This is a genomic window from Enterococcus sp. S22(2020), assembly GCF_020295385.1.
Lineage (GTDB): Bacteria > Bacillota > Bacilli > Lactobacillales > Enterococcaceae > Enterococcus_L > Enterococcus_L dunnyi.
This window is the reverse complement of sequence record NZ_JACFUD010000002.1, coordinates 250,534-276,797: the sequence shown is the minus strand read 5'-3', so window position 1 is coordinate 276,797 and position 26,264 is coordinate 250,534. Positions and strand designations below refer to the sequence as shown.

19 protein-coding genes are annotated in these 26,264 nt (G+C 37.5%); 3 read left to right on the top strand and 16 right to left on the bottom strand.

Annotated elements, in window-relative coordinates:
* Positions 1-100: 100 nt before the first annotated feature.
* The 13 genes from H3T55_RS04200 to H3T55_RS04140 form a co-directional block, all read right to left on the bottom strand.
* Positions 101-865 (bottom strand): WxL domain-containing protein, encoded by a 765-nt coding sequence (locus H3T55_RS04200; RefSeq protein WP_225533478.1) that lies wholly within the window; start codon positions 863-865, stop codon positions 101-103.
* A gap of 34 nt (positions 866-899) precedes the next feature.
* Positions 900-1,703: a WxL domain-containing protein gene (locus H3T55_RS04195; RefSeq protein WP_225533477.1), complete on the bottom strand. Its 804-nt coding sequence runs from the start codon at positions 1,701-1,703 to the stop codon at positions 900-902.
* A 3-nt stretch (positions 1,704-1,706) separates the two neighbouring features.
* Positions 1,707-2,054: an LPXTG cell wall anchor domain-containing protein gene (locus tag H3T55_RS04190; RefSeq protein ID WP_225533476.1), complete on the bottom strand. Its 348-nt coding sequence runs from the start codon at positions 2,052-2,054 to the stop codon at positions 1,707-1,709.
* 19 nt (positions 2,055-2,073) lie between these two features.
* Complete coding sequence (locus H3T55_RS04185; protein ID WP_225533475.1) at positions 2,074-6,450, bottom strand: isopeptide-forming domain-containing fimbrial protein; 4,377 nt, start codon at positions 6,448-6,450, stop codon at positions 2,074-2,076.
* Positions 6,451-6,575: 125 nt separating this feature from the next.
* Positions 6,576-7,277 (bottom strand): winged helix-turn-helix domain-containing protein, encoded by a 702-nt coding sequence (locus tag H3T55_RS04180; RefSeq protein ID WP_225533474.1) that lies wholly within the window; start codon positions 7,275-7,277, stop codon positions 6,576-6,578.
* Positions 7,278-7,574: 297 nt separating this feature from the next.
* A complete protein-coding gene (locus H3T55_RS04175) occupies positions 7,575-8,675 on the bottom strand; it encodes a tyrosine-type recombinase/integrase (protein ID WP_225533473.1) in 1,101 nt (366 codons plus the stop codon).
* 489 nt (positions 8,676-9,164) lie between these two features.
* Entirely contained in the window at positions 9,165-10,679 is a 1,515-nt protein-coding gene (locus tag H3T55_RS04170; protein WP_225533472.1) for a helix-turn-helix domain-containing protein, read from the bottom strand.
* Positions 10,680-10,878: 199 nt separating this feature from the next.
* The gene (locus H3T55_RS04165) at positions 10,879-12,810 is read right to left on the bottom strand and encodes a heavy metal translocating P-type ATPase (RefSeq protein WP_225533471.1); all 1,932 of its coding nucleotides are present in this window, start codon (positions 12,808-12,810) and stop codon (positions 10,879-10,881) included.
* Positions 12,811-12,988: 178 nt separating this feature from the next.
* Entirely contained in the window at positions 12,989-14,629 is a 1,641-nt protein-coding gene (locus tag H3T55_RS04160) for a peptide ABC transporter substrate-binding protein (RefSeq protein WP_225533470.1), read from the bottom strand.
* A 39-nt stretch (positions 14,630-14,668) separates the two neighbouring features.
* Positions 14,669-15,046, bottom strand: coding sequence for an OsmC family protein (locus H3T55_RS04155; RefSeq protein ID WP_225533469.1), 378 nt, complete (start codon positions 15,044-15,046; stop codon positions 14,669-14,671).
* Between the two features lie 259 nt (positions 15,047-15,305).
* The gene (locus tag H3T55_RS04150) at positions 15,306-16,646 is read right to left on the bottom strand and encodes a metallophosphoesterase (RefSeq protein ID WP_225533468.1); all 1,341 of its coding nucleotides are present in this window, start codon (positions 16,644-16,646) and stop codon (positions 15,306-15,308) included.
* Positions 16,647-16,771: 125 nt separating this feature from the next.
* Positions 16,772-17,104, bottom strand: a complete 333-nt coding sequence (locus H3T55_RS04145; protein WP_225533467.1) for a thioredoxin family protein — start codon at positions 17,102-17,104, stop codon at positions 16,772-16,774.
* A 78-nt stretch (positions 17,105-17,182) separates the two neighbouring features.
* Positions 17,183-17,947 (bottom strand): MerR family transcriptional regulator, encoded by a 765-nt coding sequence (locus tag H3T55_RS04140; protein ID WP_225533466.1) that lies wholly within the window; start codon positions 17,945-17,947, stop codon positions 17,183-17,185.
* A gap of 101 nt (positions 17,948-18,048) precedes the next feature.
* Between H3T55_RS04140 and H3T55_RS04135 the strand changes: the two genes are divergently transcribed.
* Both H3T55_RS04135 and H3T55_RS04130 read left to right on the top strand, forming a co-directional pair.
* Entirely contained in the window at positions 18,049-19,773 is a 1,725-nt protein-coding gene (locus H3T55_RS04135) for an ABC transporter ATP-binding protein (RefSeq protein ID WP_225533465.1), read from the top strand.
* A gap of 27 nt (positions 19,774-19,800) precedes the next feature.
* Positions 19,801-21,576: an ABC transporter ATP-binding protein gene (locus H3T55_RS04130; RefSeq protein ID WP_412523561.1), complete on the top strand. Its 1,776-nt coding sequence runs from the start codon at positions 19,801-19,803 to the stop codon at positions 21,574-21,576.
* A gap of 75 nt (positions 21,577-21,651) precedes the next feature.
* Here H3T55_RS04130 and H3T55_RS04125 read toward each other — a convergent pair whose 3' ends face one another.
* Together H3T55_RS04125 and queG are read right to left on the bottom strand one after the other, a co-directional pair.
* A complete protein-coding gene (locus H3T55_RS04125; RefSeq protein ID WP_225533463.1) occupies positions 21,652-22,290 on the bottom strand; it encodes a lactate utilization protein in 639 nt (212 codons plus the stop codon).
* A gap of 25 nt (positions 22,291-22,315) precedes the next feature.
* A complete protein-coding gene (gene queG / locus H3T55_RS04120; protein WP_225533462.1) occupies positions 22,316-23,461 on the bottom strand; it encodes a tRNA epoxyqueuosine(34) reductase QueG in 1,146 nt (381 codons plus the stop codon).
* Between the two features lie 277 nt (positions 23,462-23,738).
* Between queG and H3T55_RS04115 the strand changes: the two genes are divergently transcribed.
* Positions 23,739-25,700, top strand: a complete 1,962-nt coding sequence (locus H3T55_RS04115) for a MucBP domain-containing protein (RefSeq protein WP_225533461.1) — start codon at positions 23,739-23,741, stop codon at positions 25,698-25,700.
* 66 nt (positions 25,701-25,766) lie between these two features.
* Here H3T55_RS04115 and H3T55_RS04110 read toward each other — a convergent pair whose 3' ends face one another.
* Entirely contained in the window at positions 25,767-26,258 is a 492-nt protein-coding gene (locus H3T55_RS04110) for an LURP-one-related/scramblase family protein (protein WP_087640773.1), read from the bottom strand.
* Positions 26,259-26,264: the final 6 nt, after the last annotated feature.

The window sequence follows — 26,264 nt, the reverse complement described above, 5'->3', positions numbered from 1 at the left end:
AATGTTGTAAATCCCTTCCTCTTGATGTTAAAACAAGTCACCGGCTTTACGCCGGTGAGCCTGTTTCTACATATTTAATCACAGTTGTTCAAACTGTTTTTTATAATGTGTCTGATAATGTCCAAGTTACTGTAGCATTATATGCTGCAGTACGAACGTCAACAGATGCTGGGATGTCGATTACTACAGAGTTGCCGTCTGTACCTTTTTCATCGTCACCAAATGTTACTTCATAACGACCTTTACCACCATTAGGATCAGTGTTTGTGTAAACTGGTAATGAACCGCTTGTTTCAGAAATTGTTTGTACGCCAGTTCCATCACCAAATATTTTTTTATCGTCAGCTGGTTGTAATTCTGGGTTAAGTGTAGCTGCTACATCGATATTTTTGTATGTTAATGTTGCTCCAGCTAAAGTTACATCTGTTCCATCAACAGTTGCAGTAAATTGTTTAGTTAATGCTGCTGATAATTTGTATGTGTGATCAACAGTAGAACGAACATCTTTGATCGCTACATAGTTTTCTACGTTGTACTCGTCATCATTTCCTTTGTTTGCTACGTGAGGTGCAGCTTCATATTGTTGCGCGCCTACTACTGCAGCGTGAGCTTTGAAGTCCAATGGAGTTACAGCAATGATCCCAAATTCGTCAACGTGAGTTGGATCGATGTCAGTACCAGTATCAGGTTTACGAGAACCAGTTGGGTCAGTCATTGTTGTATCTTCAGAAGTATTTTTTGTGAACTCGATGTCTGCAGTTCCGTTTCTAGTTCCTTCTAAGGCTTGTGTTGCACTTGGAGCAGCTACTGCTACGCCTACTACTGCTAATAAAGCAGCTCCGCATAATTTGTGTGTTAATTTCATGTGTGTTTCCTCCTAGGTTTTGTTTGTGTTACATCTATGGTAACTCGGCTATAATCCAAGTTAACACCGTTGAATAGGGTACCGGATCACGTTTAGTCGCTCCCGGTATGCTTAATGTGACTGCACTGTTTTCATACACTTGCTGATTACCAAATGCTGCATCCAGTACAGGTTCGTCCTTTAATAAACGTGGACTTAACGTTGACGCAATGCTGTTTTTATTATCAGCGGATGCGCCGAATGAAATGCTCCAAGTTCCAAAACCGGTGCCTTGTTTAGCCTCTGCTAAATTATAGGTTTCTCCGATATTGCTTAGTCGAATGATCTCTTTAGAGACGATCGGTGCTTCGCTTTGATCACGCGTCGAGTTGACCCATGATTTATCGAAAGAAATCACCGCACCGTTAAGTTCCGGATTTTTTGCTGTTTCATTTCTAAATTGTGATTCTTGACGTACCTGCAATGTCCAGCCTTGTTGACCGCCTCTATAATCAGAAACTTGAACAAAGTTTCCTCTAGGTTTCGTGCCGTCTTTAAACAACTGTGCATTCACTGGGTATGTCATATCTTTGTTTGTGATTGCATACTTTCCAAAATTCAGTTGTGGAACAAAGTCGATTCGCAGACGACCTTCTGTACTTGGACTAGGCCCAGGATCGACGATCGTTCCGGGATTTTCTGGATCACGAATCCCTTCTTCATCTGGAATTTCGGTTAATTCAATCGCTGCATTTCCTTCTGTATTATCTTCTACCGCATACGAGTAATCTGGTAGTAGTCCAGCTGTGAGTCCGATCGAAAGAAGTAGCAAGGTTGAATAGATTCTATTCTTTTTCATTCCTTAACTCCCTTCTTTCTGTTCATCGTTGTCTTTTTTCCGCTTCCAGAAAAAGGCAATTGCTGCAATAATGACTAAAGCTGCACCACTAATCGATAAACTTTTCTTTACTAACTCGCCAGTTGAAGGATACTTGCCGACTGGTTTTGTGATCTTAGGTGTTGAATCAGAAGTTTTCGGTTCGGTCGTCGGCTCTGTTGTTGGTTTTGTTTCTTCATAGAACCCGATTTCTCCGTTTGTCTGAATCCCACCACCATTGCCTTCCCCTTCAGCTTGTACACTGATTGGATGAATTGTGAAAAGTGATACACATGCAATGGAGAACAAGACCAAAGATTTTAAATTTTTCATCAATTGTTATTCCTCCATTTTATGGTGTATCTTCCAATGAGAACTGAATCGTCGCTTGATATTTACCAAGTTTGTTGACTGCACCAGGTGCTAATTCAATTTTGAACCCGTTGTTCTTTTTCACCCATTCTTCTTCACTGATATTGTATTCGCCAACATCTGCATTTGTATGAACAAAGATTGGTTTTGCCAAGCCAGTGATGACTTCATCTGATTCACCGTTTACATAGTGAAGTGCATCTGGGAAAATAGCATCACCATTTGATAACGGTGAAAGCAGCGTTGCTGTCATTGTCCATTTTTGTAAGTTTCCACGGTTATCAGAAACCACTAATTGATCCCCTACAACATCTGGATTAACGGCAACAGTATTTCCATTAAGACTTTCAGTTTTAATCCCAAAGTCTAATGCTGTTGGTGCTGAGACAAAGGACAAGATACCAAAAGCTGGCCCACCAGGCAAACCTACTTCATTTGATGTAACATCAATTGGAACAAGTGTTGCGTTTGGATCATTAGGTCCAACAATAAATGGATCTTCTTGTGGTGAATAACCAACAGCTGTTGCTGTATTTTTTAGATCTTTATCCACAGCACTTTGTTCGACAGTTACTTGGAATGTCACTCTTACTTCTTTCGGAATCAAGGTTGGATCTGTTTCTGATTTTGGTTTTGGTTTACTTAGATCCCCTACTTTAATCGTTAATGTACGTGTTGTTTCATTGTAGTTATACTTATCAGTACCTACTTCGACATTATCGATCATTACTTTGTGTTTAGTAGGATCAAATGTTAATCCTTCAGCCAAGACATCAGATATTTCGACATTAGTCCAATCGTAAGAATCTGCTTTTGTATTTGATACCAGCAATGAATACGTCAGAATATCACCGACAGAAGTTGTACTTCCACCGCTAGATTCTACCCCTTTGACCAATTTAGGTGCATCAGGGATAACATCAGCTACTGTATCCAAGGTTGCTGGATCAAAACGATCATCAGTTGTTCCTTTAACAGCATCATGATACCCTGTATAACTATCATAAGTTGTCGCAACTTCATTCAAGTTGCCAGCAACGCCATCCGGCTCCACTGTATAGGTACGCGGAAGTACAAAAGATGGTAATGGTGTAATTTCTGTTGTGTCTTTTAGATAAACTTCCACTTGGGCTGTTTTATCGATATAGCTTGGTAAATCAATTGTCCAGTTACCGCCGGCTACAGTAGTTGTCACTGCATTTCCAGCTGAATCTTTCAACCATTCACCATTGACTTTTACAAAAACCTTTGCTCCATCTTCATCGCTGGTTCCTTTGATTTGTTTCGCTGCATTGTTGACAGCAGATGAAACAACTGCTTGAGTTGGCGGTGTAACATCTAAACTAGTCACTGTATCTGTAAACCATAAATCTCCATGAACGACATCGGCAGGTGTACCAATGTGTACAGTGGTATCATCAGGAGCTGGTACATCACTTGAACCACGCCAAGCCCGAACCACGTTCACCTTAGTTCCAGTTGGAATAAATGTTTCGCCAGCGGGAAGTAATGAAGACATATCCGCCCTAAAGATACCTGCTCGCGCTTCTTCACCATGAATACTGTATTTACCCGTATCGCCATCTTGAACGGTTGTTCCATAAATTTTATGCTTAGTCGTTTCATTAGGAAGTTGTACTTCTAATTCAACATGTACTTCATCTGTCCAAGCATCACGGAACCCATCCTTACCTTCTGGGATACTTACATGCCCAAAAATAAATTTGTCTGCGTTCGTCGGCGTGCGGATTTCATCCACGATTGGATTCGCATTGTTTCCTGACATCCGTGAGAAGCGATTGATACCTTGGGTACCAAATGAGTCTGTTCCAGTATTGAACGTAGGGTCACTTGATGTGTCGAAAAGCATATTTGAACCTTTCAAACTATAATCTACCAATGTCCATGATCTAAATGGATTTCCGTCATTCCCATTGTTTGCTTGTCCAGTTTTAGGTACCCATAAAGATACGTCGGAATGGATTGACTGGAATGTAGAGGACGATCCAGGGGACATCAGTGCTTTTCCGGGACCATTATTTTTAAAATCATAGTACATCGGTTTATCAAGAACAAAAGTTAAATCTCTACTACCATAAGTATTGAAAATTGCTCCACTCGAAGTATTTCCAATCACTTCAAAATAGGTTCCTTCAGTTGCAGATACTGTATTCGGACGCCATGTATCGATTCCAGCACCATTATCAGCTAAAATTTTCACACGACTTCCAGGATCCGTTAAAGTAAAACTATGCGGTCCAGATGCACTTGATTCATAAAAGATAATCCCTTGTCCTCTGTTATCAGCTCCTGGTGCTTGTGGTGACCCAGTTCCCTTGTTGTGAACTGTAAAATCTGAATTTTCTGATACCAAAATCCGATTATTAGCACCAAACATGCGAATTCCCGGAGCTCCCCCAGTAGTTTTCTTAAGATTGATTTGAGACTCTCCTGAGACGTTGAATGCCATATTTCCTCGAAGTCTAAAGCGAACAGTAGCAGCATATGGGTTACTTTGTCCTTCTGATATCATATCCAGAATGGATTGACCGCTAGCGTTAAAGCTCCCTCCATCACTCTGAATCATAACTGCAGGAGTTGCACTTCCTGGCTCTAAAGAATGGATTTTGAAATATGCTTTATTTTCTACATTAAGCGTTGAGTTAGCTGCATCGATGGAGATAATCCCACCACTTTCTGCCGTCTGTGTTGAGTTACCAGATACATCAAGCTTCGTTCCTTCATCTTTTACAGTGATATCTACTTGTGCTGTTGCTTTTAAAACGTTGTTTGAACGACTATATGCAGTAAATTGAGCTTTGTTTTGGACAATCATATCTGTGCCAGCAGCTGAATTACTAAATACTTGTCCGACACTATTTGCATTAAATGTGGAGTCATCTACGATGAAACTCATGACACCAGATGCATCGATAATGTCGCTGGTCGTTGTACTAGTCAAATTGATATCCGACTTCTCATTGATAACTAATGAAGAGTTCGCTGCATTATTACGATAAAAATTCCCAGAAATATTTGTTGGAATATTTACTTTACTATTACTGATTGTGGTATTGACCAGAGTTCCATAGATAAAGTTAGTAATACTCGGAATATCGAAGATACTATCATTAACCGTTATATCAATTGAAGCTCCATAAATAAGGTTGCCTATACTTGTAGTAACAATTTTTGAATTTTTAATGCTAAACTGTGAAGTTGCCCCAGTAACATTAAATAAGCTAGAGACTTTCTCAACTGTAATATCAGCATTTTCGATCAAGAATTTACCATTAGCAATAGATGAGCTAACAAAATGGGAGCCATCATTGACTGTAACAGAAGCTCGCTCAGTTTCTGTCCCTTGAATATAAACTTCTTTAGCAGTGATCATTACGCTAGAACGAGTAATGTTAAGCACATTCGTTCCTCTGATTGTTACAACACTATTTGCGGCTGTGAGTAAAGCTCTAGACGCGCCAGTTAGTGTCGTAATATTTTCAAAGTTGATCATCCAATTATTACTATTTGCTGCACTGGCATCAAAGATGGAAGTTGTATTGTTCCCTGTATACTTCAAATCCTTAACAGTAAGCGTACTACCTCCTGCACTCGCTTGAGGCATCGTGATAGAGTAGCTTGTTGTAGTTCCAAAATTGATTTCATGCCCTTGTCCATCAATTTCTAATGACGGACGAGCCACCATAGAAGCGCTACTTGACGCAGTTAGGTCGGCTGCTAACGTAATCTTATCAACAGTAGGATCAGTTAACGCTGAAAGAAATTCAGACCAAAGTGTAACAACTTTTTCATTCACTGGTGCTGCAAATGTTGAGACATCCAATGATGAGAGCGCCCTCGGAGCAACATAGTTTTGCTCGACAACTTTTTCTTCTGGAATACTTGGTAAATCTAATGAAAGTTTCGCTACTTCACCGGATTCATTTGCTAGTGAAATTTGTCCAGTTTTTGCTTTATTTCCTGCAAATGTTCGGACAAAGAATTGAACAATCAGCGGTTCTTTCGATGCTTTTGTTTTGATCGTGAAAGAATCCTCTGAAAACTTCACTAACTCAATAGCAGATAAATCGTTTTCTGTTTGACCTTCTACGAGATCCTCATAAGAAATGGTATCTAAATCAGTCGCCTTGAATGTCAGCTCCTCGTCCTTCGGATTATTGATCGTTAATTTGACAGGAAGTAGTTTTTCGTTATCACTGGAAATATCCCCATGCTCTAATGAATAATTGTCAGATGCTGCACGCAATGGACTTACACCTTTAAAGGACACATACCCTACAACAGTAACAAGCAGTACAAGTAATCCAACATAGAAACCTTTGTGTTTTATTTTCATTATTTTCCTCCTTTCCTCAAAAATCGTTGTGCTAAGAAACACACAATATATTTCAATTTTCTGACCTAATGCTACGCTAGCTATTTGATCAAAAAAGAGAAAACTGATTTAATTGAGAGGATCCCTTACATAGACAACATGTAACCTCTTGAGCGGACTGTCCGAATATACTTAGGTTTAAATGGATCGTCCCCAAGTTTTTTTCTAAGATGGAAGACTAGATTAGAAATGCGATACTTGCGATCACCTTTTTCATCCCCCCAGATAGCCTGATACATTTCTTCATAAGAAACAGCATCTCCTTGGCGTCTAACTAAAATCTCCATCGCCTGAAATTCCAATTTGGTCAAGCTGACTTCACCTTTCTTTTCCACATTGACAGAAAAGTTGTTAGGAACAAGTTCAATAGGTGTCAATTCTTCGATTTTGTCCTTTTGTGGCTCTACTTCTTTTACAGGCTCAACCTTCTTTGTTCTTCTCTCCAACGTTGTTCCTACGTAGATACCAAATTCATCAGGATCGACTTGATCATCAAACGTTCCATCAGAGCCTAATTGTAAATAGACAATTCGATTGATTTTTGTAGAATCTTCTGAAAGAATCCAAATAAAACGGTCTGTTAAGCTTCTAATTTTAATAATCAGCTCGCATGTTTCGCCAATTTCTTCTAGAGAAGACTCCTTGATGATCACAGCGTCCATAGTATTTATTCTTTGATCTAGTTCATCAGACTCTAAATAATGCACATCACATTGTTTTTCCTTCAAAGCCTCTATGTATCGCGAATCACCAATCTTTTTATGATTGACTAGTGCTATGTTAAACATTTTTTTCCTCCTTGATTTTCGACATTTCAATCAATAATTTTAAAAGAAGTGCCTTTATGTTTGTTCCTGACAACTCTTTTGTTTTCTGAACCTCAATAAAACAAGCAATAAAATAGTGGTTTTTTCTTTTTTATTGTAAAATTTAACTCAAGCTAAAGTTACATTTTTTTCTTATCTTAATTTTATTTTCCATTCTCGTTCTATGGAGGAACAAGAGATTGTCAGAAAAAGGTTGATACAGCAAGGCTTGTTGGGTTAAGTGACGGCGATTGTGACGGCGAATTTGAAATTTCCAGACTATACACAGGTGATCGATTCAACTGCTAAACGTTCTTCATTCAGATTTGAATTTGTGTAAATATCCAATGTCATTTTTGTAGAAGCATGTCCCATCAAGGAACTGATAACTGCTATATTTACACCTTTTTCTAAACAACGAGTCGCGAATGAATGTCGCAATGCGTGGAAAGAACATTTTGGCAATTTTAATGATTCCAGTAAACGATTAAATTGATAACGAATCGTACGCGGCTCAACAAATTTTTCTCCCTTTGATATTACATAAGCGCTTTTACTTTGTTTTTTTGCTCTTTGTAGACGTTTAACTAGCGCTGTGGAAAGTGGAATAATTCGTTCTGATGTTTCTGATTTTGGCTTTTCTTCTATAATGTGCGTTCTAAATTTTCCTTCTGAAAAATTTCCCACTCGCTGCAGTGTCCTGTGAACTGAAATTGTTTGATTCTCAAAATCGATATCTTTCCATTTTAATCCTGAAATTTCTCCGATTCTCATCCCTGTTTCTAATGAAAGAAGGATAGATAATCCCTCTGGTGATTTTTTTGCTTCTTTTACTAAGCGTTTATGTTCAGTTCTTGTAATAGTCACGATCTTCGGCTTTTTACCTTTAGGCAACTGGATATTCTCGTATAATGATCTTTGTACAAAGTTAAGCTTTTCAGCATATTTCAGTGCTGTTTTTAACACTCTGAAGACAGCGTGTAGTGAATTGATTGAGATTTTTTCTTTTGTACTATTAATGAAGCTTTCTATTTTACTGGAGGTAAGTTCGCTTAAATAGATATCTCCAAGAAACGGTCGGATGTGGCAGTTGATTTTACTCTTGTAGCTATCAAAGGTACTAGGCTTTACGTTGAAGGCAGCTACTGATTCCAACCAGTAATCCAGCCAATTGTTGACCGTTCCATAAAAGCGTTCTGTGGTATTGGTGCTTGAAAAGATACTGGCTTTCTTGATGACCAACTTCTTTTTAACTTCTTTGTAGTTATTGTCATAGACGTAACCATAATAGATTGACCCGTCTGCTCGACGACCTTTGATGTATCGACCCTCCCATCGTCCATCCTTTCTTTTATATATATTTTCTCCCTTTCTAGCCATAGCTGATCTTCCTCTCTACATAAAATTATTGACGGCTATATTGACGGCTAAAATTAAACAATTTTTTCTCAATTTTTTTAAATATAATCAAAAAAATTGATAAGTTTTCCTTTTATAAATGAGTTATAATGATTTTGCTACCAAAATTTTATCTTTTTTGAGATATTTATGATTATAAAACCAGGATTGCTATTATAAATAAAAAGAGAATCTTCGAAAAAATATATTATTTTAATTTTTACCAATAACATTTCCCGTTCCTCCATAGAACGAGAAGTGTTTTTCTTTTACTATCATTATCTTATACTATCATTAAAATAATTTGGGATTAAAAAAAGGAGATATCATCCCCCTTTTTTAAACATTTTTGATAAAAAAATGATAAAAACTATTCTTCTAGCTAGGATTAATCTCTTTTTTTTAAAAGAAAACCATAATTAAAAAATAATTACATTCGTTATCTATCAAGCCACTCTTTTCAGTTGAAGTCTAATCATTCATTTTATCCGTCAGAGACATATGCAAGTAATCCGATATCATCCGAATATCTCTTCTCGTTAATATCGGATGGACCAAAAAATACTGCGCTTGATCTGTAAAAACTCTGAAGGTTGGAGAAACGCTTGTTGAAATAATGATATCGAACTTTTTTCGGTCTTTTTTCAATTTATTCAATGTTGTATAGATTTTTATATTGAAAAACGTTTTGAAATTAGCTTCAATTTGGTTAATCAACTTTTGTTCCATCATTTCTGATAAATCTGTTTCTACATAAATAATAAATTCTTTTTCAAAGCATACAGCCGGCTTGAAGAACGAGAAAATCAGAATGTATTTATCCATTAGATATTGTTCATTCAAAAATAATTTTAATTCTGTCTTTTCATATAATTCAAATAGAATCTCTTTCATTTTGCTTTTTAGAATCGGAAAATAATACCCAGTCTGTCGGTACATTCGATAACCTGAACTAGCATAAACAATATTTGAAAACAATTCAGCATATATATGACAAGGATACGTATATTCAAAAAAAAGCTGTTCTTCTGTCTTTGATAACATGCCAAATTTTTCTTCATATTTTTTCAATAATTGTTCACAAGCAGTATAAGCTGGAGTGTTTCTTAAATTAACCAGGTTAAGTATTTTTCGTTTATCTGAGTGCGTATAGATTTTACTTCTAGAAAGTACTTCAAGCAAAAAGAAATCAGTTTCTGATTTAGATAAACCATAATTATCTAAAAATAGCTGATAAATATTTGTCACTTGATCAACTTGTTCACATAAAAATAGATAAGGCTGCCAGTTTTTCTTTATTGTTATCTCGTGTCCTTGACGTGCTCGGCTATAATTGATCGCAAACAGGTAGCCCACTTGATATAGCGTAAGCGATTTTATCGGTAAATCAATGGCATCGCTAAGATTTGCCAATAGTTTAAACAAATGCTTTTGATTCACATTTCTAAAAGGCCATTCTGCTCCTCTATAAAGACGCCAAAAGATTGTATTGAGCATCACCCTTATTTGTGCTTCCTCTCCTTGGAATTGGTAATGATTTTTACGACTTACAATTTTTACCCCGATTGACTTTGTTAACTCATTTGCAGCTTTGATTCGGTTCCTAATAGAAGATTCGCTCACAAAATTATTCATAGACAATTGGCCTAAGGTCACTTCTTTATTAATGGCGATCGCTAAAATAATTTGAAAAATAATAGAATTTTCTATAATGGATTGGCGAAGCTTCACATATTGCTCCGGATCATCTATTTGTAAATAACTCCCCCTTCCTTTCAACGTCGTAAGTTGGATGGCATCTGAATTAAAATCTATTAGATCTTGCAAGAGACTACTTATAAGTGTATGAACACGTTTGGTAGGCACCTCTAATTTTTCTGCCAACTCATCACCGATCATCCACGTATTTTCATCTCTCATGATAGCGAGCAACTTCAATTTCAATTCTGTATTTTCTTCTAACACACTGATCAAATTCCGTTCCATAAAAAAGTACCCCTATCCTTAATTTATTTCCATCACCTTCTATTGTAGCTACCTTTCTCTTTTCTATCTCATATCTTGCTTTTCTCGATTTTGTTATTAGGGCATCAAAAAAATAAGACTGAATTATAACTTAAAAAGTTACAATTCAGTCTCTTTATAAATGGATAAACACTTCTATTTCAATTTTTAGCTAAAACTTTTATATTTTTGTCGGGATCAATAAACGTAACCCATTCAGTATTACTAGTAACGTGCTCCCTTCATGGGCGATCACTCCGATCGTGATATCCATTTTTCCAAGTATATTCAATGTGATCAACAAAATGACGATGAACATAGAAAAGATAATATTCTGCCAAACGACACGATCTAAGCGTTTAGCTGTGGCATGAGCATAACTAAATTTTGTTAAGTCATTTTGCATCAATACAGCATCAGCAACATCGATTGCAATATCCGTTCCATCTCCCATTGCAACACCAATATCTGCTGTCACTAAAGCAGGGGCATCATTCACACCATCTCCAAGCATCGCAACACTGCCGTAGCGTGCTTGTTGCTCTTGAACGATCGCTGCTTTATTTTCAGGTAAGACATTTCCCACAACTTCGTTGATCCCGATTTGGCGCCCAACTGCTTGTCCTGTCAACTCTGCATCACCTGTAATCATTGTGGTATGGATGCCTTGTGCTTTCAAATAACTGATGACTGGCTTAGCATGTTCATTTGGGACATCCATCATCGCAATCAAACCGATGACTTCTTGATTTTTCGCAAAATAGACAACCGTTTTTCCTTCTTTTGCATATTGTTCATTGTGTTCCGTGATTTGTTTGTTCGTATTCACAAAGATCTCGGGCTTTCCAAGCTGATAAGTTGCTCCGTCAAAGACAGTAATTAAGCCTTTTCCAAGTTCATTTTCAACTTGTAACTCTACTTTTTCAGCAGGAGTAAATCTAGCTAGTATTGCATTGGCTAAAGGATGATTGGCTGTTTTTTCCATGGCAATGATGATATCGATATAGTCTTGTTCATTTGTTTCAGTTAAAAAGTAGAAATCAGTCACAACAGGTTTTCCTTGTGTCAATGTTCCAGTTTTATCGAATGCGACAGATTTGATCGTTGCAAGGTTAGCTAGGTATGAACCGCCTTTAAATAAAACGCCTCTTTTAGCTAAGTTTGAGATTCCTGACAAAGTTGCAGGTACTGCACTTGCTGCCAAAGCACATGGAGAAGCAGAAATTAGAAAAACCATACCGCGATAAAAGCTATCATTCCATGACCAATTGAAAATAAATGGTCCTGCTGCAATAAAAAGTGGCACTAAAATCAATACGATCGTCACATAATACGGTTCCAGCTGCTGGATCTTTGTTGCTGTTTTAGATAGGTTTGATTGAGATTGATTCACTAATTGAACGATTTTAGCAAAGACTGTGTCACTGCTGTCTTTTGTGACTTCCATCGTAAAAGTTCCATTACCATTGATCGTGCTGCCGAACACTTCATCTCCGACTGATTTTTCTCTAGGGATACTTTCTCCATTGATCGATGATTCATCGATGGAGGTAGCTCCAGTTAAAATACGGCCATCTGTTGGGATTTGATCGCCATTCAAGACTTGAAGCTTGTCACCGATTTTTAATTGGGAAACGTCCACTGTTTTGACACTGCCATCAGCTTGGATCAAGCGAGCTTCTGTTGGATTCATTTTTAATAAATTAGTGATCTCTCTTTTACTACGTCCTTCAGCATATTCTTCAAGAAAATGAGCAGCTGCAAAAATCAAAATCAACAGTGCTGCTTCTTCATAACTTCCGATGATTATTGCACCAAAAGCTGCTAAAGTCATCAAGATGTGGACATTCGGCGCAAATTTTCTTTTTGCTTTAGACTGTTCTATCGTCTCAACGATTCCTTCCAAAATAATGTGGTATCCAGATAGGAATGTAGCACTGATAAAAAGAATATTTTGGATCAAAGAACCTTCATTTATAAAAAGAGCAACGATGAATAATGCCAAACCTGTAAAGAATAAAATGACGGGTGATTTTCCATGGCTATGATCATGTCCATGATCATGTGTGTGTCCTTGTTCTCCTGAGCATTTTTGTGTATGAGTTGTTTCCATTGTAACCAGCCTCCTTAATTGATTATTTTCTGAAAAAATTCACTTTAGTTTTTCATATGAATAATCGTTCATATATCATATACATATAATACATGAACGATCAATCATATGTCAAGAGAAAAATAAAAAAATAGGAGAAAACATGTTTCATGCTTTCTCCTATATTTTTTCTAGTATATTATTCTGCTTTATTGACGCGGATATATTTAAAACTATAGGGTGATCCAAAGCTATGTTTTACAACACCACTGATCGTTTTCTTTTGTAACAAAGCTGTTTGCTGCTGATAAATTGGTGCAACGACGTAATCTTTTCCTAATAAGACATGCTCCGCTTCTAACAAATCAGACCATCTCTTTTCCTCATCTGCAGCATCGGTCGCTACCGCGGCTTCAATCAATCGATCATATTCTGAACTCTTATAATTCACATGATTTAGACCGGACGTTGATGTAAACATATCTAAAAAAGTGATCGCATCTTTAAAATCTGGCATCCACTGGCCAAAGGCGATATCATAATCACCAGATAAATAGCGCTCCTGCAAATTATTGCTTGGCAAAGTCGCAATTTCAAATTTGACTTCAGGTAAAACTTCAGCGACCTGGCCTGCTAAATATTCTGCCGTTTTTTTCTCAATATCAGTATCTTTCGCTAAATAAACTAGCGTAAATTCTGACTGGTTCAACTCTTTTTTAGCAAGATCAAGCGCCTCCCGTGCCGCTTCTTTATCAAATGTTTGCTGTATGCCGCTTTCTTCACGGAAATCTTCACCTGTTGTAGGATTTTGGACAAAATTTTGCGGAACAAATCCAGTTGCTGCGATCGAGCCGTCTCCTAAAACATTCTCAACAAATGTTTTACGATCGATCGCTAATGAGATGGCTTTTCTCAACTGAGCATTGTTAAGCGGCTTGTCTTTTCCTTGATTAAAACGAAGGTAGCCCATTTTTGTATCATTTTGATTCTGGAAGTCAGGATCATTCTTATATTGCTTTGAAAACTCCCCATCTAAAACTACACGATCCAGTTCATCTGTTTGATATAAATTGACTGCTGTACTGGTTGACTTTACTACTGTTGTCTGGATTTCATCGACTTGAACATTCTTTTTATCCCAGTACTCTGGATTTTTGACGTACTGCCATGTATCAGAATTTTGCTCCCAGCCTTCTAAAGTAAATGGTCCATTATATAATGTCGTTTGACTAGATGTTCCATAATTACTCCCTTGTTTTTCAGCAAAGACTTGATTGATCGGGAAAAATGTTTCAAAGGTCAATAATGAAGTAAAGTATGGTATCGGCTTGATCAGATGAATAACTAATGTATAGTCATCTAGCGCTTCTACACCTAATTCTTCGGGTTTTACTTTCCCTTGATAAATGTCATCAGCATTTTTGATCGTTGAAACAAACAAACTGGCATAGGATGGTGCCGTTTCGGGTGTCACTGCGCGTCTCCATGCATATAAAAAATCTTGTGATGTTACTGTCTCGCCATTTGACCATTTCGCATCTTTTCTTAATTTGATCGTATAGGTTTGTTTGTCTTCACTGATTTCTGGAAGCTTTTCAGCAACTGCTGGAATCACTTCATCTTTATCATTTAATTGATACAGCCCTTCCAATACCTGATTCTGTGCATTGAAGCTAGTGAAATCTTCTTCTTGTGTCGTATCAAGAGTCAAAAGCTCAGCTGGTTCAGTAAAACGAACGATCGTTTTCTCTTTTTCATTATTTGCTGATTGATCGGTCGCTGAGCAGCCTGTCAAAAAGATTCCTGTGATGATCGAACTGATAATAAAAAACTTTTTCATTTGCTTCCTACTTTCTCTTTCTCAAAAAAGTTTATTTGATTAAATGAATTGAACTTTCTCTATAACTTCGATTGCTGGATCTAGAGACTGCATCACAGGACAGTTTTTCCCAATTAATTTTAACGCACGTTCAGCTTTTCCTTGTGCTTCTTCTGGTACTTGGATCGTGAAGAGGATCGTTACTTGGCTCAATGGCTTAGCAGGTTTATCTTTCGCACGTTCATAGGAAATATCTACTGACTTGATCGTAAAATCTATGGTAGAGTTTGTTAAAATTTTTTCGTAGACATACGCACCGCATCCACCGATCGATGCGACCAACATTTCAACTGGTGAAAAACCAAGATCTTTTTTCATCAACCAGTTACCACTTTCATGTACTAGCTCAAACCCTTTTTCTCCTGATACTAATTGCATTTTTCCCGCTCCCTTTCTTGTTCACTTACTTTTTACGCTTTATCTTACTATGATAGTACAAAAATGGAGAAACTGATAATAGTTAATCTCGAGGTATGATAAGGAAAGGCTATCATGACTTTTTTAATTTTCTATACTTAAAAGAGTGCAAATAAAGCTAAAAATCAGCTTTTTTTTGCACTCTAAACCTGAATAAACGAGGACAAAAAAGCTGTCCATTAGGAAATAGACACTTTTATCTCAGCTTCTCATAATAGATTCATTTAGTATTCGTGTAATGGTTATCCTCTTGATTTTTATCTTGTATGATCGAATCAATATATTCTTTTAGAAATATACTGTGCTTTTCGATGATTTGGTAGCCTGGTTCCTCTTTGATTTTTGCTGCTTCTTCATCTGTACAAAAATCATTGCCCGAGAAAAAGCGGACATTCATACGCCCAATAAATTCTGCGGCCGTATCAAGTTCTTGATCATCGGTCAATCCGGCATTCAATAATTGACTATAGCCCAATTTTTTACCATCTTCCATAAAAAGCGTTTCAAGATACGCTGAGTAATTCTGAACTTCTGGGATCTTATTTTTCGTTTCTTTTGCCCAAGCATCTACATCATTGCTGGCTTTTTGATAGTCTAAATGATCTCCCTTTAGCTTCACAACACCATATCCTTGAGGGGTGATCGAAAATGAACTTGAGGCGATTTCTGTTAATTCATGATCGTTGATTGTCTTTGTCATGATATCTTGTGCGTGAATATGACCTGAAAACACAACAGGAACCTGATAGTCAGCTAATACTTGTTTAAATTCGTCTGCATTGTTGATCACAAAACCGTTGGACAGCAATTCATTATGAGCATAGATATTATGATGCATGAAAACGAATGTCTTTTTCTGTGCTTTTTTTGATTTTTCCAATTGTTCTTTAGTCCATGCCATTGTTGTTCCTTTGATCGTACCACCCGTTGCTGGTCTTGTTTGCGGTTCAGTGTCTTCTGGATAAATATTTGAATCTAGAAAAAGAAAATCATAATTTTGATTGACCGCAACAGAATAACTAAGTGACTGTTTATCATGATCTGTCGCATTTTGATAGCCAAAATCGGCAAAGATTTCTTTAAAATCAGCCGTTGTGATCGATTTTGTTCTTTCTTGCTTTTCTCCAACAAATTTTCTAGCCCAGCCATCATTGATATCATGATTTCCCGGAATCACATACACATCGATTCCTGCAGCTTTTAATTGCGTTAGAAAATCGACTAATTTTTCTGCGCTGATTTTTTCACCATTTAAGGTAAGATCCCCTGTAATAATGATCATATCTGGCTTTTTCTGGATGGCAGTTGCTACAAATGCCTGCCAGCTTTCTTTTTGATAATCCAGCTCTTTACCGGCAGCTGTTTGTTTGATTTTTTCAAAAGCTGAACCAGAATCTGTTAAGCTCTTATCTAAATAGTGAGGATCACTCAACACCCAAAATTCGACTTCAGATTTGTTGTATAATGTCTCTTCTTGCTCTTTTTGTCCTGCATTTGAATAGATGACTGCTCCTACTATTACTAAAATGCATGCGATTAGAGCAACCATTGTCTTTTTCATTCCCTGTTTCTCCATTCTTTCAACTATGTTCTGTTCCATTTTATCCTTTTTTATAAAAAAAAGCGCCTCTTGATCTCAGTTTATTGAAATCAATTGAGCGCTAATACTCTATTTGTTGGTTCCGCTTAAAGTAAACTCTCTTCAAATGAATAAACTTTTTCTAATGCAGCTTCCAGTTTTTTAAACTGAACAAACCTGCCATCACGCAAGTATTCTTTGCCATCTACAAAAAAGAGCAACGCCGGTGCTGAAAAAACTAAATATTCAGCTGATATTTCCTTTACTTTATCCGCTTCTACTTCACGTAATTCAATTGCAGGATAGTTCTTTAAAAGCTCACTCAGTTTAGGCCTAAGTGCATGACATACCGAACAATTATCTTGTGAAACGTATAAAAATGCGAGATGGTTTTCATTGATAAATGCGGTTACTTCTTGAATCGTTTGTAGTTTTTCCATTTTCGTTTCACCCTTTTTTTATTTGGCTACATCATAACACCTTGGCTTCTCTTTATCGACTTTTCTGCCTTAGCCTACTTACATCACTTCGACCCAAGCTTTGTAATGATCCGTGTAAAAACCTTCTTCATCTTCTGCAGTCATGATATACCGTCCGATCACTCTGCCCGTTTGAAACCCTTGTTCGATCAATTTTTCTTTGATCGGGTAAAAATTATTGACTGTCGGCTCTTCAGAACGGATGGTCAATAAAAACTGTTTATAAGTCTCTGTTTGTTTGGATTCGCTCTGCCAAATTTTCGGTTCATCCATAAATTCACCGTCATCAGCAGCAAAACCATAAATAATGTCTGCTTCATGTTGTGGATCGATATAAACAACTAAGCTTGAAGGGTTTTCGATATATGTTTGTAATTCATTTGGATCTTTTAAATCAAATGCAATGATCCGCTTTACATCAAGTTCGCCATCATTTAATAATTCTTCCTTTAATTCAAGCAATTGAACTAACTGACTTTTTCTACGTTTGATTCCTTGATACCTTTTCTCCAATTCAGCTAATTCAGAGGCTATTCGATGTTGCGTCTCATCCAAGATAGACCATAACTCCTCAGGCGATTTACGATAAAGGTTGGTCATTTTGCTAATAGGGATATCTAATCTGCGGTAAAAATCAATATCACTGATCGTCAATAAGTCTTCCATATCAAACATCCGATACCCATTTTCTGTATTTCTGGAGGAGGTCAAAAGGTTCATATCGTCCCAATAACGGATCTTTGATTTAGGTATTTTCATGATTTCAGCGACTTGTCCAACTGTCAGTAATTTTTCCTTATCCATTGCTTCACCTTCTTTCTTTTAATTATAACTAAAAAGCATTGACATTCAAGTAACTTGAAGGTGTAGAATCGTTTAGGATTGATGAAAAGGAGGAAATTACAATGAACATCATTCAATTTTTTATGAAGAAAAATGTCAAATTGATTGCTGCGACCGTATTTTTCTTGTGTCTGCAAATCATCGGGACATTAGGTGTACCGTTATTAGTCGCTCGTTTGATCGATGTCGGTATCGCCAGTGGAAGTGAACAAACCATCAAATCGATCGGTATCCAAATGCTGGTCATGGCTATTTTTGGTGCATTGGCTGCTATTTTAGGGAGTTACCTTTCCGCTAAAGTTGCAGCAAAGTTCGGCTTTGAAATTCGAACATTATTTTTTGATAAGGTTCAGGCTTTTTCAATAAAAGATGCGGACAAAGTGGGAACTGGCTCCTTACTGACAAGAATGACAAACGATATAGATAATATCCAGCAAATGATCGTATTGTTTTTACAATTGATCTTACCTGCACCGATCATTGCTGTCTTTTCTTTGTACATGACATTCACTTATTCAGAAACTTTATCGCTTGTGCCCTTAGTTGCGATTTTAGTATTCGCTTTGATCGTCTACTTATTGATGAAAAAAGGGACTCCGCTTTCTCTAGCGATCCAGCCAAAGATGGATCAGGTGATCGTTACTTTACGGGAATTTTTTACAGGTATCAACATGATTCGAGCGTTCAATAATCAAGACTATGAAGAAGAACGGACAAATAAACGTTTTTCAGAATATGCAGAGGGCATGATTCGAGTCAACCGGATTTTTTCTTTTATCACGCCGATCGCCTTTTTATTGATGGGCGTCGTTTTTTCTTCGATCCTTTGGTTCGGCGGACATTTAGTCGCAGTTGGAACACTTCAAATCGGAACGGTCTCAGCTGTCGTCGAATATGCTTTATTAACACTTGCTTACTTGATGATCGCTGCCATGGTTTTAGTCATGATGCCTCGTTCTTTTGCATCTGTCAAAAGAATTGAAGAAATTTTGAACACCAAAGAAGAGATTCGTGATTCAAAGCAACCACAAACCATCGAAGAAAAAGAACACACAGGTACAGATCTGATCAAGGTGGAACATGTGACATTCAACTACGAGCAAGCAGATGAACCTGTTTTAGAAGATATCCATTTCACTATCCCTAGAGGAAAAACAACGGCGATCGTTGGTGGTACCGGCTCTGGGAAAAGTACTGTAGCTAAATTATTATTGAGGCTAAGTGATGTGACGCAGGGAAAAATTTTATTCGATGGGATCGATATTCGCTCATTATCTCAAGAAGAACTGCGCTCTAGAATCAGCTATGTTCCTCAAAAGGCTTTCTTATTCAGCGGAACGATCAAGAGTAATTTAGCGATGGGATATCCTGATGCAACCGTTCAGGAAATGGATCATGCGTCAAAAATAGCTCAACTTTACGAATACGTTTCAGGCCTAAAAGATGGCTATGATTCATTTGTTGCTCAAGGTGGGACGAACTTTTCCGGCGGACAACGGCAGCGTTTGTGCATTGCTCGGGCATTGATCAAACCTGCTGATATTTATATTTTTGACGACAGCTTCTCAGCACTGGACTACAAAACGGATGCTGCCTTAAGAAAAGCCTTAAAAGAAGAAATGTCAGATAAAACATTACTGATCGTAGCGCAACGCTTAAGTACGATCCAACAGGCAGATACGATCATCGTTTTAGATGAAGGAAAAATCGTTGGTCAAGGAACACATACAGAATTATTGAAAAACAATCAAACCTATCAAGAGTTCGCCCACTCACAGGGACTATAAAGGAAAGGAGTCCTTTTTATGGAAACTATGGAAAAAGTAAATAAACAAACATTTAAACGATTCTTTCAGTTGATCAGTAAAGAGCGCCCGATATTTTTTGGATTGATCATCTGCAGCTTGATCGGAAATGCTTTAGTGATCGCGATGCCCTTCATCATGGGGATCGCAATCGATGATTTACTCAAATTGATCAGCACATACGGAATCGGTCAAATCACCTTTGCTCAAGTAAAAGAAGCATTGCTGGTACCTGTTTTAATCTTGATCGTCTTTTCGCTCTTCAGCAGTCTCACATCCTTTATCCAAGAACGCGTGATGGCTTCTTTAAGCGAAAAGATCACCTTGCGTGTGAGAAAAGAAGTCGCTAAGAAATTCAAGACTTTACCGATGTCATTTTTTGATCAGCATCAGGTTGGTGACATTTTAAGCAGAACGACGACCAGCTTAAATCAGCTTTCACAAGTATTGCTGACTGGGATCAACCAGTTTTTCACCTCAATTTCAACCATTGTTTTTGCTGGAGTCATGCTGTTTTATATTGATGTAAAATTGACGTTGATCGTCGTTGTACTGATTGCGGGCAGTTCTTACTTGACCGGAAAAATTGCCAATAAAAACAAAGTTTTAGCGGAAAAAAGTCAAGCGGAGCTAGGGAACCTAAATAATAAAACTGAAGAATTTTTATCAGGGAATTTAGTGACCAAAACATTCAACCAGCAAAATCAGGCTAAACAGGTCATTTTTGAGACAAATCAAAAGCACTATCAGGCGTTTTTAAATGCTCAATTTATGAATTTTGCGATTTATCCTGCGATTCGCTTGATCAACCAGCTGGCCTTCATCATCAGCGGGATTTTTGGAGCATTTTTAGTCTTACAAGGAACGATCACTATCGGTTTGCTTCAAGCCTACTTACAGTATATCAATCAAATATCCGAACCAATTTCAACCGCTTCTTATGTGATCAATTCGATCCAGGCAGCCTTAGCCGCAGTTGATCGAATCTTTGAGATTCTAGATGAAAAAGAAGAGGTTCCCGAAAATCCAGTGCCAAAAAGGATCGAGCAGCCTCTTGGTAAGATCACTTTTGAACAGGTAAAATTTGGTTATACGAAAGAAAAAATCTTGATGAACCAAGTTGATTTTGCTGTCAAACCAAAACAAATGGTCGCGATCGTCGGTCCGACTGGGGCAGGCAAAACAACTTTAGTGAATTTACTGATGCGTTTTTATGAGTTGAATAGCGGCCGCATTACATTTGATGGTGTGGATATCACAGACCTTTCAAGAAGTAATTTACGTGGGATGTTCGGGATGGTTCTGCAAAATACTTGGCTATTTGAAGGAACCATCGCTGATAATATTGCCTATGGAAAAATGGATGCAGCTCGAGAAGAAATCATCGAAGCTGCTAAAATTGCTCAATGTGATCATTTTATCCGTACTATGCCTAATGGATACGACTCAATTATTTCTAGTGAAAATGGCTCTTTGTCACAAGGACAGCAACAACTGTTGACGATTGCCAGAATCATTTTAGCGAACCCGCCAGTAGTTATTTTAGATGAGGCAACCTCCAGTGTAGATACACGAACTGAAGCTCATATCCAAAAAGCGATGGACGAAGTAACGAACAATAGAACTAGTTTTGTGATCGCACATCGCTTGTCCACAATCGAAAATGCAGATTTGATCTTAGTAATGAAAGACGGCGACATCGTGGAGAAAGGAACACATATGGAATTACTTGCACAACCTTCACTTTACGCTTCTTTATATAATAGCCAATTTCAAGAAACTTAGTACTCAAAAAAACTGGAATAAAAGGCTAGCTCTTATGCATTGGAGCTAGCCTTTTTATTCCAGTCTTTTATTTTCTTAAAATCCTGCTTCTTCTAGAATCAAAAAAATATGAATACGATCAGCGAGTGCTGAACGACGAGTCAACGAAATGATATTACAAATACATTCTTCTTTTAAGCAATCTCCACAATTTCCTGTTTTGACACAAGGCGTCGTCTGTAATTCTAAGCGAAATGAATTTAGTGGTGCTGTTCTTTTTCTCACCATTTCAATGGTCGTTTCTAAACTGCCGTAGACCTTATTGACCCCTACAAAAGCAATCACCTTGTCAGGCCCATAAGTCAATGCTGCCACTCGATTACCAATATTATCGATATTTACTAATACACCATCTTCACTGATTCCATTGACGCTTGTGAGATAATAGTCCGCTAAAAGGGACTGCTTCATCAATCGATGACGTTCTTCGAGATTTTCAGCTAAATCACGATCGATGATTGGCTGTTCTCTTTCGTAAAGGGCATCGATGATCCCAACTTGTCCTAAGGTTTGAGATCCTCCGAAAGCGACTGTTTTATCCCCTTCGATCAAGCTTAACGCTTGTTCTTTAGCCTCAGTTAAAGTACGACAAATCAACACATTGAAATTTCTACGAGTTAATTTTTTGCTAATGGATTTTGCTCGTGTCTCTTGATATGTTTCTTGGTAGTTCATCTTACTCTCCTTCCTTATGTTCAGTTTATCGCTTCAAGTATTCGATTGCCTTGTTTATTTCACTGATGACGCTATCGTCTGTCTCTTTTTCAAGCAACTCCTGTAGAGCGGTCAGCCATTTTTCGGCTTCTTTAATCCCTAATTTTCCGATAGCCCAAGCAGCAGTCCCTCGAATAATCGGCCGAACATCTTCTTTTGCACATAATAAAATTTCAGGTAAAGCGCTACGATCTCCTAAATTAGCTAAGGCGATCAATGCATTACGCTGTAGCGGCTTCTTCCCACGCCACGATCCAGAAAGGTGTCCAAAGGTTTCTTTGAATTCTTTGTTCGATAGACTCAACATAGGTTTTAACTTAGGATAAACGATGTCAACTTCCGGCTCCATCTCTTCATGAAAATGGAAATCTTTCCCTCTATTATAAGGACAAACCAACTGACAAATATCACAGCCGTAAATGACATTGTGCATCTTCTTACGATATTCTTCAGGCATCATATCCTTCGTTTGGGTCTGATAGGATAAACATTTTTTAGCGTTCATGCTGCCATTTCCTAAAAGAGCTTGTGTTGGACAGGCTGTGACACAGCGCGTACAATCACCACAACCAAATGGGACCGGCTCATCGACTTCAAAATCAATATTCGTCACGATTTCGCCTAAATAAACAAAAGAACCAAATTCTTCTGTGATCAATAATCCATTTCGCCCAATAAAACCAAGTCCGGCTCTTTGTGCAACAGCTACATCAACTAATTCCCCTGTATCGACCTGAGGAGCAAAACGCCAATTTTCTGCTTCTTCCAGATCTTCAGCTTGAGACTGAATAAAATCGATCAATTTAGCTAAACGATCCTTCAATACATCATGATAATCGATGCCCCACGAAGCTCTGGCAAACATCCCCCGTTTCTCATCACGAGGAACCTTTCCGCTGATTTTTGTGGGATAGGCTAAGGCAATTGAAATAATCGTTTTAGGATTCTCGAACGTTTTCTCAGGGTAGATTCGTTCTTCTATTACTTGATGCTCAAAGCCAGAATTAAATCCAAGAGCTCGCTGTTCGTTTAGTGAATCTTCCAACTCATAAAATGGCTCAGCAGAAGCAAAACCGATTTTATCGATACCTAAGCGCTGACTTTCCGCAATAATCTTCTGTTTTAGTGACATAGTTCTCCTCTTTCCTAATATACTTATTGAAAAAAATAACAAACTCTAAATAAAAATCCTCACCATTTTATTTTTTTAAATCAATAATTTTATCTTTTTTTAATGTCCTAAAAAACTTATAAAACAAGGATCAGAACGACCTTGAATTACATTAAAACAAAAAAATAATATAATTTTAAAATAAAAAATGAATTTAATTATATAAATATGATAAAATGATTTGATGGCATTTTTGCCGTTCACACACACTTTATCATGAATCATGGAGGAAATACATATGAAAAGAACAAATTTATCAGCAAAACATAAGCAAAAAGTAATACACAGCTTTTTACTACTTTCACTTCTAGCCCCGATTCTCCTAACGCCGACTGTTGTTTTTGCGGAAGATTTTACCGTTGAATCTGATCAAGAGACAACTATGCAAACACAGGAAAGTGAAGAAACGATCGAATCTACTAGTGAAACCACGATTGATTCTACAGAAACTTCAAGCACTGAAGAACCCGTTGAGCCAACACCTGCTACAGAGGAAACAACTAGCTCTTCCACAGTAGAGTCAACTATTTCTTCAGATGAACTTATGCCTAAAGCGGCAGCATTTAGTGCTGACACGATAACGATTGCTGATCCATTTTTGAAACAAGATATCCTAAAATCTCTGGGATTGCCAGCTGACAGTGAGTTGACACAAACAGATATGGAAAAATTGACTTATCTTTCCTTAAGCTCTGCTCAAATCAGTAGTCTTTCTGGGTTAGAAACTGCTGTTAATCTAGCAACGATCTATATCAATACTAATAACGCGATCACAGATTTTAGTCCGCTAGAACAATTGACAGCATTAACTTATGTGACACTTCAAACAACTAGCTTAAACAGCACAAATTTTCCGGATTTGCGTAATAGCCCAGGTATTACAAACCTTTCTTTAGGAAGTACAAGTATCGATAATGATGTCTTACCGAAAATCGCCCAAATGACGAATTTAAAACGAATTTATCTTGATTCAAATATGGCCATCACAACAATTGAACCATTAAAAGCTCTACCAAATTTAACATCTCTTTCCGTTCAGTTTTGTGGTATCACTGATTTTACGGTCATCAATGATTTCCCTGTACTTTCTGACCTAGCTGCTTTCGGTCAAAATACAGGAAGAAATGATCCACCGACAACGATCGGTCGTTCAACATTAGATTATAATGCAGAAAATGAAACACTATTTATTCCTTTTTCAATGATGCCAAATCGAATGACGAATTTCGATGGTATTGTTCCGCCATTTACTACATCAAACTCTGCAAGTAATACTTACTTTGATTTGAACGGCGAGCAACTACCAGCATCTCGTTTGCAAATTACAGATCTGGGCATTACGATTTCAGAGGTAAGCACAGAAGAATTTACTGGGATTCATAGTTTTGAATATAATGCTCGTTTGAATAATCCTGCAGGCTCTTATGCAAAACCAGATGGATACAGTTTTTATGCGATTTCTGCGGGAACATATCTTCACCAATTCAATGTAGTTGAAGACGGTAAGCCTGTCACTATCAACTATCAAGACGACACTGGAAAAGAATTGTTGCCGAGTGAAACTTTGAACGGTTTAGTTAGTGAATCCTTTGATATTCCTAGCAAAGAAATTTCTGGATATGAGTTGATCGATACGATTGGGAAGAAATCAGGTGTTTTCTCTGATCAAGAACAAGTCGTCACTTTCATTTATAAAAAGATACCTGATCCGATCATTGAAAAAACTGGGCGTGTCATCGTTCATTATGTCGATAATGATAATCAGACACTAAAAGATGATTTTATCTTATCGGGAACTGTAGGCGACAGCTTTTCTACAGAAAAAATAGCAATTGAGGGCTACGTGTTTAAAGAGGTCAAAGGAAATGAAACGGGGCTATTTACTAAAGAAGATCAGGTCGTTACTTATGTTTACACAATAAAAGATGGCAAACTTGAGCCCGTTGTTCCTACGACTCCTTCTGAGCCAAAGGAACCCGTCAGTCCAACTAAAAAAACACCAACAAAATCGTCAAATGAAGAGGGAACGAATCCAGTAACATTCAAAAAAACAAGTAACGTCCTAAACAATACTATAACTGGCAAAAAATTCCCGGCAACAGGAGAACAAAGCAACTCTGGCTGGTTATGGTTAGGTTTAACGCTACTGGTTATTGTTAGTACGCTAGCTATGTTAACAAAGGTACGACAAGAAAAATAATGTTTGTTTAGTCAAAAACACTGAAAGGGATTCTTATCACGATTCCCTTCAGTGTTTTTCTTTTTTTCAGGAGGAGCTGGAACTTGCTGCTTCTTCCTGTTTAACAAAATCGATTGCGATGACAACTAAAATAATCGTATGTTCAAGAGACTGCTCATAAATTTCAACTTCGTAGGTATCGCCCCACGTAAACCACTTTTCATTGACCGCTGCGACCACCTCTCCATTTTGTGAAATTTCAAAATGCTTCCCCCACCAATCGCCTTGAATCGCCAAACTTTCAGACTCTATTCGATATTTTGCTTTGAAAAGCGTCAGCTGCTTTTCAATCACCATTTCTTCCTTTCCATCGACTGCTATAAAAAATTTAGGTAAGAAACTAAAGACCTTTTTGGTAATCGTGCCAATCACCTGATTATTCAAATCCTTGATCGTAAACACTTTAGGGATCGAAAGGAAACTTCCTTCGACCATATATCGATCTTCCTGATGCTCATCTTTTACTGAAAAATGCCCGCCTAGACTAAATACTTTTTGTTTAATATAGAGCTTCTTCATTAAACG